The sequence below is a fragment of the Bartonella sp. CL100XZDX genome (assembly GCF_042195375.1).
Classification (GTDB): domain Bacteria; phylum Pseudomonadota; class Alphaproteobacteria; order Rhizobiales; family Rhizobiaceae; genus Bartonella.
Window position 1 is genome coordinate 1 of record NZ_JBHIOH010000032.1, and the last position, 11,020, is coordinate 11,020.

Consider the following 11,020-nt stretch of genomic DNA (forward strand, 5'->3'; position numbering starts at 1 on the left):
CAAGGCGGTAGTTTATGATCATGCTGTTATCAGTGGCGCTGCTAAAATTTATGGCAAGGTTTATGGGAATGCTAGCGTGGGATGTCATACTGATGTTTATGGCTCTGTTTATGGTAATGCGAAAATCTCTGGTTATTTCGTGATTAGAGGTAATGTCTATGGCAATGCAAGATTAAAAAGAGATAGTGATTTATATTGGGTTCCCATAAATTGTGAGGTTTATGAAAACGATACCGTTGTAAAGATTATTGAAAATAACGCTGCGTAAATAATGCGCGGGCGCGGCGGGGGTGCCTGCTTTCCAACCCAATTTTTCCATTTCAAATTTTATCAAACGTTTATCACATTAGATTGTGAGGGTCTTCTATGTGCAAAAAATATGAATTAACCAGTGAAATCAAAAAAATCAAACATGCTCTTACTCGAAATATTATAAACCTTTATCGCATTAAAGCTTTAAAAGATTTTGATGATGTCAAAGTGGGGGATCTTGGGGGCTTTATTGAAAAGGAAAGCAACCTCTCTCATGAGGGCAATTGCTGGGTCTATGATAATGCGTGGGTTTATGGCTATGCCCGTGTTTATGAAAATGCAAAAATACGCCATTTTTCTCAGGTCTGTGGTCATGTCTATGGCAATGCTGAGGTCTATGGTAAGGCTTTTATCTCTCAATATGCTAAAGTTTATGACAATGCTTGTGTCTATAGTAATGCACGTATATCTGGCTATGTTTATGGCAATGCCCATGTGAGTGGGAGCGCTCGTATTTATACAGAAGCCCATGTTTATGATAATGCGCATATTTCTTATAATGCTTGGGTTTATAATTATGCAAGGGTTTATGGGCATGCTCAGGTTTCTGGCTCTGTCTGTGTTTACAGCCATGCCAAGATTTATAACCATGCTATTGTCAAAGGTCATGCTAAAATTTATGGCAAGGTTTATGGCAATGTTATTGTGAGTGGCTATGCTGAGGTTTATGGCTCTGTTTATGGCAATGCCAAGGTTTCATATCATGCCAAGGTCTGGGGGAAAGCCTATGGCAATGCAAAATTAAACAGTCAAAGTAAAGTAAGTGTCGTTCCCAAAAAATGTGAGGTTTATGAAAACGATAATATTATCAAAATTACAGATACAGATAAATAAATGACAGGCGTGGGTGGCGTCTTCTTTATGGTTATAAACGCATATAAAATGCATTGCTAATAAAAATATCATAATAGAGAGAGTAAAATAAAAGAAAGCCGCGCCAAGTGATATGACGCGGCTTTCAAATGTCTATTTTAATGATTAAAATGAATCATCCACAATGGAGTAATCAGTGCATATATACAAAACGTATCATATTGCAAGTTCTCTATTAGAGATATAAAAACTTATCAAAAGGAATGTAAATGATGCATATGATCTTTAATCACTCATTTGAATGAGAGAACCTATAACGCTTGTTATGGCTATCAAACAAATTAAAACGCTTGGTAGGTTTAACAATCCAATCAAAAGCAAATGCATCTTAAATGAATGTCTTATAAAAACGTTCTTTTTAGCTTGCAAGCATTGGTTTTCAAAGCAGCTTTTCATAAGATAAATAAACAAACGCTTTTATAAAGTGTAAGGTTTTTAAGATTTTGCTCTGCTGTGAAAGCTAAATCTTAGTTTTCTCATAAATAAAACGTTCTTAAGAGCAAATGATAACTAAGTTATAACTGTGATAAAAAGAAGTTTTAACGTTTCTTATAAAGATCTCATTTTATGTTTCAAACGTTTAAACGTTCATTTAGTGAGGTTCTCATAAGCGTATTTGTACTTTTCATTAAAACCTAATTTCTTTAAATATTAGCCGGTCCATTTTGGGGATGTTATCTTAGAATAGAGCATTCTTTAAACATTACAGCTTTTGACTCAAAATTGAGTAAAAATCCATGTGAGATTACAATGGTTTTGAAGTTTACCTGCTTATCTTTGTTTCAATAGATGCCCTCAAATTTGAGGTGATCTCATTTGGTTTCGTATTTTTAAACGATAACTTTTAAACGTTTTTTGATAGCTTGCTTGCATACGTCATTAAAAATTTTTTGATTTCATAAGATATAACATTGTGATTTTCATTTTATATGTGGTGATACTATATTGATGCTGCTTACTTATCGTTTTCTAAACTTTTAGAAAGCGTTTTAAAAGCGATTTGTCTTTAAATCCTTTTATGCAATCTTTATAAATTAAACCTATAAGCTTATGACAGTTTCAAACGATTATCCTCTAATAGGTGATAAGATATTGCTATAATAAATATAGATTTTATGCTTCCCAATTTTGGGAACCAATAATTTTGTTCTTTATGCTGTTAACAATCCAATCATTAAAACAAGATATGATCTTTAAACGTATATTATCGATAATTCCAAACAACTAAATTTTAAACAATGTGATTTGTGTTGTGATAAAAACGTATCATAAAATTTATAAACTGTTATGAATGATGACAGCTTTTCATTTCATTTGAATACACACATGCGTTATAATATTCACATCATGATTTGCTTTTTATGGTCTATTCATACATGCCAATCTTATATAAAAAATGGTCAAATGAATCATGCATAAAAGGATGGATTCTTGAGTGGATTCATATAAAATAATTACGCTCAACATATTGACTTTATTGTGTTTTTTGATATTATACCGAATATAGGCTCTATCCGGCGTGGGATAAAGATGTAATTTCCTATCAAAATAACTGTAACAAACCGGCGTTCCTTGCTGCTCTGATGATAACAAAGGCTCTAAAGAAACATGGTCCTTACACTCCAAGGCAAACTTATGATGTTGATCAGAGCTTAGATAAACGTTTTTTATTTTAACAGCTGTTTCAATAGGGCGGGTAGTGCTTGCATCATAAACACCTTGCCCCGCCCGTGTCTCAAACTCCACATCACGGCTTTCGTTAAAGTAAAATGTCTCCCGTTCACAAAAACGAATGGCTGCAAAAATGCTTTCTTGGATTTGATGAACATACTCATCGGCTATGTCATCAATCTCATCTTGAATGACCGACACTAAGTGCGAAAGTGTTCTCTTATGACGATAAACATCTCGCTTTACAGGTATCGGTCCTCCGGTTTTAACCCGAATATAATGACGTGTCATCAAAATACCTCTCAGTAAAAATTATTACTATTGATATTATATATATTGTGTAGTATAGTGCACTGATGATAGCGATAATAAAAACAACAGATGAATTCGATAACTGGTTAGAAAAACTTAAAGACAGAAAAGCTGCTAATATAATTCTTGCAAGGCTTCATAGAATTCGTTCAGGGCTTTTGGGTGATGCAAAGTTTTTTAATGGTATAGGTGAATTACGTATCCACTATGGTGCTGGTTACCGAATTTATTTTACAAAAAAAGGCGATAAAATCATTATATTGCTTTGTGGTGGTGACAAATCCACACAATCCAGTGATATTCAAAAAGCCTTATCTCTTTTAGAGGATCTTAAAAATGAAATTGAAAACCTTTAACTTTGAAAAACACCTCACAACACCAGAATCTCAAGAAGTCTTTTTAAATGAAGCCTTCAAAACTGGTGATGCTGCTCATATAGCGGATGCCCTTGGTATTGTTGCTAGAGCACAAAATATGAGTGCCTTAGCAAAAGAAACCAATCGCGAACGCAGTGGGTTATATCGCTCCTTAAGTAAGACTGGTGACCCTAAACTTTCTACCTTAGTCGCTGTCTTATCTGCCCTTAATTTGCAACTAAGCGTACAATCTGCTCCATAAATCGTGAGAGGAATTAAGCCTTCCCCCTATACCTCTCAACGATTGGTCACGAATTGCACGACCACAACACACTCACCAGCCGCGGTTGTTTTATCCCGTGTTGCATAAAGCGTAAGCTCTTGATCTTCTGGGACAAACTCTTTTTGGTTGGTTGATGTAAAATCTTGAGTGCTTTGGGTTTTGATATCCTTTTCACTAAACTCATTACCACCATAGGTGCTGCCTATCTTTAATTTCGCATCCGAAAACGCTGTCTTCACAAACGCTTTAATCGAAAGGATCATTGCACCACGCGGTAAAGTCCCGATTTTGCGCGTCAAATGCTTATCTTTATGCGAGATATTCAAACGCAAAAAACTGACCTGATGTGTATGAAGATCTCTGCCGTGTAAGTGTCCTGTTACGCCATCTACCATGTCCTATTTCCTTTCCTCATCACTCAACTTCACCGCTGTAGGTGGGGATAACTATCGTTCCAAAATCTTGGGCTCCTTGTGCTCTTCCGGGCATTTGGAAACGCGTTTTCTTCATGCCCATAATTGTATGCACTCCAAAACCGTATTCGCGTTTGTAGTCGAAGGTTTCTTCTTCGATTTTATAGCGGGTCTTACCGTAACTCTTACCAAATGCCATAACGATACTTTGTGCACCAAGCAAAACAGCGCGACGAACACTTTTTTTCGCTGTACTATCTGTCGATTTTACACCATGAGTGACATGCTCTGATTCACGTAAAATCACACCGTTGTACATGCCTAGAGAACCATCAAAGATTGGTTTTTTGGAACGCGAACCGGTATAAGCGGCTTTCTGAATATCAAGCCATTGACCCGTCTCTGTATTGGTGCGCAATTGCGTTACCTGAATGGGATGCAAATACAACACATAAACACTCTCGCCATTCACGCGAACCGGTCTAATTTTAGGATTCGCTAGCTTAGCGCACTGAACCGCTTCATCTATCAATTTAAGATTAAAGCTGTGTTTGGCTTTTTCTGTAAGCTCTTCATCCTTGGTTTTTGCTTCTGGTCGTACAATGCGCTTACTGCTTGGAGCTAATGGTGCATTAAAGCCCCAAAAAAGAGGATCAAGATCAACCAGTTCTCCCTCAAAACGGAGCCTGTTAGCGGTATAACCGCAAGCATGAACGAAAAACATCAAACTCAAACGGTCCGCATACCAATCTGATAAACTGTTTTTGGCTTCTTCACGCAAATTAAACAATGTGCGCTGATTATCAATAGTGCCTTCATTGGCAATTCTTGTTCCATGATAAAGTTCATTGATATACAGTTTATCATGAAGGAATTGGAGTGCCTCTTCATTGCCTTCAAGGGTTTCGCCCTCACTCACACCACGTCCTGATAACTGAGCTCGTAGACTAAATGTTACACAATCCCCTTTGCCTTTTTGCGTCTCTGTTTTCACCTGAATAATGCTATTGGAATCCTGCCCCATCAAAGGAGCAATAGGAGTTGCTTTGGAGACCTCCGCATCAAGAATTCTCGCCCATGTTTTTAACGCATGGGGATCATTAATCCCTATATGTGTTGTTGCCATTTATTTCACCTTTCTTTGCTATAAAAAAACCGGCTTAAAGCCGGACCACCAACCCGCACCAAAGGCGGCTTATTCTCTAAAAGTCTTTCACTTAATCTTCATCATCCGCACCACTCAATTTGCGTATAAGCACTCGGTTTTTTGGATTACTGTACCACGCTTGAAACTCTTTATCCGTCATAGCGTCCATCGTTTCCCATGAAAGTGGACCTGTACTCCCCCCTCCACCAGACGCCGTTAAGGTTCTCGCAGAATTCTGCCGGCTTTGAAGCTCTGCAACTTGATTATTCGCTTGTACTGCTTGGTTCTGATAGCCAAGATTTTGCGCTATTCTATAAATCTCTTCTGCCGGATTGAGATCTCTTTGTGCACAAGTCGCTACAATCGTACGCAATTCATTCCTTATGATCTCAGAAATTGTGTTTGGATCTGCGTACTCAGGATAAAGTGACGACCAAGAACTCAATTCCTTCGCACGCTTCTCATAAAGAAAATTTGCCGCATCACCAAAATCACTGGATTTATTTTGAAACGACTTAACAGAATTATTAAAAAATTCACCAAGACGTATATCATGCTGCTGCTGTTCCTCAGCTTGTTTTAGCGCTTCTTTCTGTTCCCTAATATACGCATCCTGCTCTCGAATCTTTTTTCCCATCCAACTCATATAGCCAATAATGTCTTGTGTAGGGTCTGGGGGTGCATTTTCACCTTCAACCATTGGCGTCTGGGATTGGGGTTCATAAAGCTTGACAAGCGCTTCACGAGCTTGTTTGGCTTGTTGCTCCATACGCTGCTGTTCTATACTAGGAACAATCTCTGAAGGTTTTTCAACGGGCGGTGCAACCGGCTCTGGAGACGTGACATCATCATTATCAATCGTTTCACCATCATAAGTGCCGGCATCAAAAGAGCTATCATCATCAAAGACCGGTGCTCCAACTCTGTAATCTTCATTCATACCTTCATTCATCGCTTCGTTCATTTCTGCATTCATTCTTTCACCTCTCTCAACTATGCATACCTCTGTGTAATGCTATTCGCTCTCGCATGATCTGATTGTGTGCCTGATCATTGAGAAGCTTCTGCCGTTCAATGTCATGGCGCTGTTGCATCATTTCTGCTTCTAATTCCGCTCTCTTTTGACGCATAAACAGATCAATCTGCTTTTGTTGCAAATCCATCTGATGCATCTGTGTTTTCGTCTCTAAGTCTTGTTGCTTTTCCTGCAACTTCATTTCCCGCTCGGGGTCCATCTGCTGTTGTTGTGCCATTTGTTGCTGTTGCATCTTCTCACTCACACGATTAAGCAATGACGCAGGCAATGGAGAATAACGAAGTAGATCAAGCATAATATCCGGCGTAATCGCATTTTGAAGCAATGGGAGCAGCTGTGTGATGATACCGAAGGTGCGCTCTTTCTCATTCGGGCTGGTTGGCGCATCATCAACTACAATATCATACTCGACACTCGTTACTTCTTCACGCGTCAATGGAATATATTGCGCATTCTCTTCACCAGATATCCGTACCAAACGCCCATCGGACAAGTAATTCTGTATCAAGTGCAAAATAATCTTACCTTGCCGCTTGCGGTACAAACGTAAGCCATCAAACAGACAAGCAAGCAGATTTAAACTGGATTGGCGTCGTTGTGCCTCCAAAATACCCGCTTGTGTCACTTCTCTTGTGCCAATGAACTCAGGCGATAAACCCGTCACCTGATTAATTGCTTCCTTAGCTTCATTAAACAGCTGGAAAAAGCCTTGTGGAAACTGTGCTACGGGTTTGGGTTGGATCTTTCCTTGTGCCAATGCGTTAGGTTTAACCCATGTAATACTGTCTGATCGGCTTAAACTTTTTGCTGCTTCTCTCTCATCCTTAAATGCACCACTCTCTGCCATTATCCCGCCTTTGGATTGGCTATTAAGGATATACATCACTTGACTGAAATATTTATTCGCCCATCGTTGAGGATCTTTTGTAGGACGCACAACCCCATAAAATTGCCGTTCTATCTTGTCAAAATACCCCGTTATACACTCCCAACCCAATTGACCCGCTGGAACCATGGGTTGATCGGGGCATAGCAAAACCTTCCTGCCTAAAAAAGCGCGCTTAACAACCTTTTTATTAAAAGCCGCCCCTTGAATATTAGGCATCATACATTGAAGCTGTTTAAATTCTTCCTCGCTATAATCACGAAGTTCTCCAGTGCTTAAATCGGGCGCTTTGTAATACCTCTCGCTTTCAAACCAACGGCATTCAACAAGTGTGATCATCCGTCGACCGTTTTCAACATCAATGCCCTTCTCATCATTATAAGCTTCAAGATCATTATGATGAATGCCCTCATAAGCAATCCCATCACGAGCCCAATCTGCACTCAGTTCACTCCAATGGGCTTTGGGAAACATCTGCTTGGCTACTTCCAAAGGCTTGCGGTCCACATACCACAAACGTTGCGCATCGGTTAAGTTCGGTTGCACCGCTGCACTGTCCCAAACCATTTTTAAAGGATCTAAACGCGTAATAACCGGTTCACCATCAAAGCTGTTTTCATAATCAAGGCGGGTATCAGTCCACCCCATGCCGCAGATAACCGCATCTTGGAAAGCATCACTATCAGCGTATTCTGCATGCGCCATGTCCCGAAACCATTCCGCTGCACCAGTAAGCAATTCACTAGGCAATGCCTTCCCTACTTGACGGGGAATAAACTGCACTTCGCGCTTGTTATTACGCTCTGAACCCACAACGGCATTGACCAGTGGTGCAATACGATTAAAAGTCATAACGGGGCGGCGTTGCTCTTTTAACGCCGCTAAATCAGCCTCATTCCACTGATCACCATTGTAAAAACGAAAATCCTCCCGCGCATGTTCACGCCATTTATTCACATGCTCCACATCTTCTTTGTACCAACTGACAAGCTTGCGAAATAAGCCTTCTGTCGACAGATCTGATGCGTTACTTTCTTTATCTAAATGCTCTTCATCATACATCATTCTGCCATCCATGAGGTACTCTCATATTCCGTTCTGCCGCTATAAGCTGGTCGCCTTTGTATCGTCGGAGGTTCTTCATAAGCCACGCACATCAATCCAAAGGCATCTGCTCCATGNCTGCTCCCTGATTGGGAACAACTTGCGTTTCAAAACCCGCATCATTTAAAGCGCTCTCAAAACTCACATTGTGCACACGGTCTCTGGTCGCACCATCATGGGGCAAAACCATCAGTGCCTTCTCATAACCATTTTGACGCAACCAACCGATATGTTCCGATAAAGGCTGCCCCTGTGCTTCGTAATAATTAAGCATTCTGATTTCTCTACCAACAAACTGTGCTATCCATATCGCTGTGGCATCTGCCTTGGCTCCTGTTCCCCCAATATCCCAAAAGGCGCGTATTTGCATCAAGGGGTCACGAGCAACACGCCCTATCCGCCCCTCCTGCTCGGCTGCCAACATTTCCTTTTGATAATAAGCGCCTTGAACCGCTGTAAGATAAGCCCCTTCCCAGATATGCTTATAGGTCTCTGGACGGTTTCTAAGGTCATCAAGTCGTGCTTCATTCAAGATCTTGGGAAACTTCGGATTGTCTGACCAGTTGATCTCCACACGCTTGATTGCCTCATTGTCTGAAAAGCGAAACCGCTTCTCAACGGGGGCATTCTCTCGCAACGGGTTCCATGTTACCCATAACTCTGCCCGCCATCCCTCTCCTTCTTCTCGTAAAGTCGGTATAAGCGTTTGCCAAGCTGTCTCTGTAACCGGCTCTGCCTCATCAACCCAACAAAGCAAAATACGCCCCATGGATTTGATACTGGCTATATTCCGGTCAAGACCAGAAAACTGAAAGGCTATACGACCATCTATCGACTTAATCGACGACTCCCCAACCTTGTAATAGTCCTTTAAAAAGTCGTGCGCTTCAATGGCGCGCTTAATTTCCTCCAATGAACTTTCTGCTAGCGAGTTTTGAAACTGCCGTGCACAAAGGATAGTGCCCGATATCCCTTGCATACCAAATTGATAGCCTTTTAAAGCAGCCATCAAGGCAAATGATCTTGTCTTCCCAGACCCTCGTCCACCCCAAGCCGCACGCACCAAAGCCGTACCTGTAAAAATCGGTATAAGCTTTGGTACAATACTAATCTGTCGTGTTGTCATTGACCAAAGGCGCGATTTCTACACGCGTTATCATCTTAATGGCTCCCCCATCTTCACCTGTTACCTGTAAAGGCAACACCTTACCAAGCAACGCTAAATAAGCCGCTGGACATTCTATAGCCTGCTTTTCCAAATAGGAGATCAAACCATCCTTGCCAATTTTATTCCCAGCATTCTCAGCAGCCTTAACCACTGCTTCTTTTAAAATGCGTGTCATTTTATTTGGAACGCCTTTTACCCGCCCTTGACCTGCCTTTGGTGGTATACGCTTTTTAATGGGTTGTGGAGCCTGTTCTGTATTTTGTGATGTCATAAAATACACCCTCCAGATAATAAAAAACCCCGCATTTGCGGGGATTTCAAACTGCACTGCCTCTCGTCTAGATACAGTACGACCAAGTACAGTAGGATTATTAAATACGATTTGCTACAATTTGTCAACATAAAAATAACACATATTGATATATTCAAAAGGAATCGGTTAAACAGCGCTTATAATAATTAGGGATTTAAAACGATGAAATCATTATCCATAACACGCATCATAACATTTATAGCTTTCTTTTCTATATCAGCGCTACCTGCATCAGCGTCATTTGGATTTATAGACAAATTGACGCGTATGTTTACAAGTGTAGATACTATAGAGAAGTATAATCAACTTTACGACAAATACGCGAGTAAAGAATATACTGGCTTTACGCATTTTAATAAGCTAAGCCAAGCACAAGAATTTGTATACAGCCGTGGCCATCATAAGATGCCTTCCAAATTTGATCCTGTATTGCATCGTCACGTATTCGTTATTTTATGTGGACGCTTTGTGAATTTATTGCGGGGTGAGTATAATGAAGAAATGTCATGGGCAATGCTACCCAATGTAATAAGTCGTTTACGTTATGAACATAATTGGAGTGAAAGAGATTTTATGTGGGCATACAACGAATCCAATAACAGCAAAAATCCAATGATTTATTATGCAAAAAAATTTCTTAGTAATTCGACTGGAACTGGCATTAGCCCCAAAACACAAATGATAGTTGTAGTATCTGACGTGAGCACCGGTGATTATGAAAACACTAAACAAGTCGCTAGATTTTGCAGAGACTTACCAACGATATATGATATAATGAAACCGTAATAGAGATTGTCATTTACGATCAAAATGTTTCTGAAGCGCATTAAGAGCGATACGCAATGAATTCACAAGATGTGGTAGCATTTGATCTTCTATGACGAGGTACTGTAGTGCTGCATAAAGATTATACTGTCTATAGAGGCATTGCGCTTCTTTTAGTGCTTCTTGCGTGTTAAAAAATTGTTCTGTTGCAAATTCTACCCACTTATCCCTTGCCTTATCATCAGATGATGACGGCATTTCGTCATAAACAGCATTAGGCAAGCCTTTTGCACACAAATAGTCGTTTCTTATCTGTAGATATTGCTGGGCGGCGTCATATTGCTCTTGAGTAATCACGCCTTGTAAACAAAGCCGCCCTAT

The 11,020-nt window shown here is 40.2% G+C and carries 11 protein-coding genes and 2 pseudogenes; 5 read left to right on the top strand and 8 right to left on the bottom strand.

Annotated features, from left to right (window positions below; genetic code table 11):
• Positions 1 to 268 (top strand): annotated as a pseudogene (locus ACFILU_RS03120) (hypothetical protein); the annotation flags it as partial.
• 98 nt (positions 269 to 366) lie between these two features.
• On the top strand, positions 367 to 1,146 hold the full coding sequence (locus ACFILU_RS03125) for a hypothetical protein (RefSeq protein ID WP_375674705.1): 780 nt from the start codon (positions 367 to 369) through the stop codon (positions 1,144 to 1,146).
• Positions 1,147 to 2,544: 1,398 nt separating this feature from the next.
• Here ACFILU_RS03125 and ACFILU_RS03130 read toward each other — a convergent pair.
• Positions 2,545 to 3,147 (bottom strand): hypothetical protein, encoded by a 603-nt coding sequence (locus ACFILU_RS03130; RefSeq protein WP_375674707.1) that lies wholly within the window; start codon positions 3,145 to 3,147, stop codon positions 2,545 to 2,547.
• Positions 3,148 to 3,212: 65 nt separating this feature from the next.
• On the opposite strand from ACFILU_RS03130, the gene ACFILU_RS03135 reads away from it, so the two are divergent.
• Both ACFILU_RS03135 and ACFILU_RS03140 read left to right on the top strand, forming a co-directional pair.
• A complete protein-coding gene (locus tag ACFILU_RS03135) occupies positions 3,213 to 3,524 on the top strand; it encodes a type II toxin-antitoxin system RelE/ParE family toxin (protein WP_375674709.1) in 312 nt (103 codons plus the stop codon).
• Complete coding sequence (locus ACFILU_RS03140; RefSeq protein ID WP_114648092.1) at positions 3,505 to 3,786, top strand: addiction module antidote protein; 282 nt, start codon at positions 3,505 to 3,507, stop codon at positions 3,784 to 3,786. Before ACFILU_RS03135 ends, ACFILU_RS03140 begins: the two co-directional genes overlap by 20 nt.
• Before the next feature lie 35 nt (positions 3,787 to 3,821).
• Here ACFILU_RS03140 and ACFILU_RS03145 read toward each other — a convergent pair whose 3' ends face one another.
• The 6 genes and pseudogenes from ACFILU_RS03145 to ACFILU_RS03170 all read right to left on the bottom strand — a co-directional run bounded on the left by ACFILU_RS03145 (position 3,822) and on the right by ACFILU_RS03170 (position 9,832).
• Positions 3,822 to 4,202 carry a hypothetical protein gene (locus ACFILU_RS03145; protein WP_375633221.1) on the bottom strand — a complete coding sequence of 127 codons (381 nt, stop codon included), beginning with the start codon at positions 4,200 to 4,202 and terminating at the stop codon, positions 3,822 to 3,824.
• A gap of 19 nt (positions 4,203 to 4,221) precedes the next feature.
• Positions 4,222 to 5,346, bottom strand: a complete 1,125-nt coding sequence (locus tag ACFILU_RS03150; RefSeq protein WP_375674711.1) for a N4-gp56 family major capsid protein — start codon at positions 5,344 to 5,346, stop codon at positions 4,222 to 4,224.
• 91 nt (positions 5,347 to 5,437) lie between these two features.
• Positions 5,438 to 6,343 (bottom strand): hypothetical protein, encoded by a 906-nt coding sequence (locus ACFILU_RS03155; protein WP_375674713.1) that lies wholly within the window; start codon positions 6,341 to 6,343, stop codon positions 5,438 to 5,440.
• A gap of 13 nt (positions 6,344 to 6,356) precedes the next feature.
• Positions 6,357 to 8,366 carry a portal protein gene (locus tag ACFILU_RS03160; protein WP_375674714.1) on the bottom strand — a complete coding sequence of 670 codons (2,010 nt, stop codon included), beginning with the start codon at positions 8,364 to 8,366 and terminating at the stop codon, positions 6,357 to 6,359.
• A pseudogene (locus ACFILU_RS03165) lies at positions 8,351 to 9,519 on the bottom strand (PBSX family phage terminase large subunit). The gene ACFILU_RS03160 and the pseudogene ACFILU_RS03165 overlap by 16 nt, the downstream one beginning before the upstream one ends.
• Positions 9,500 to 9,832, bottom strand: a complete 333-nt coding sequence (locus ACFILU_RS03170; RefSeq protein ID WP_375674716.1) for a hypothetical protein — start codon at positions 9,830 to 9,832, stop codon at positions 9,500 to 9,502. The pseudogene ACFILU_RS03165 and the gene ACFILU_RS03170 overlap by 20 nt, the downstream one beginning before the upstream one ends.
• A 204-nt stretch (positions 9,833 to 10,036) precedes the next feature.
• Between ACFILU_RS03170 and ACFILU_RS03175 the strand changes: the two genes are divergently transcribed.
• Positions 10,037 to 10,660, top strand: coding sequence for a hypothetical protein (locus tag ACFILU_RS03175; RefSeq protein ID WP_026017333.1), 624 nt, complete (start codon positions 10,037 to 10,039; stop codon positions 10,658 to 10,660).
• A 9-nt stretch (positions 10,661 to 10,669) separates the two neighbouring features.
• On the opposite strand, the gene ACFILU_RS03180 is transcribed toward ACFILU_RS03175, so the two are convergent.
• Positions 10,670 to 11,020 (bottom strand): hypothetical protein (locus ACFILU_RS03180; RefSeq protein WP_375674717.1); only part of this gene is annotated, 351 nt, incomplete at its 5' end.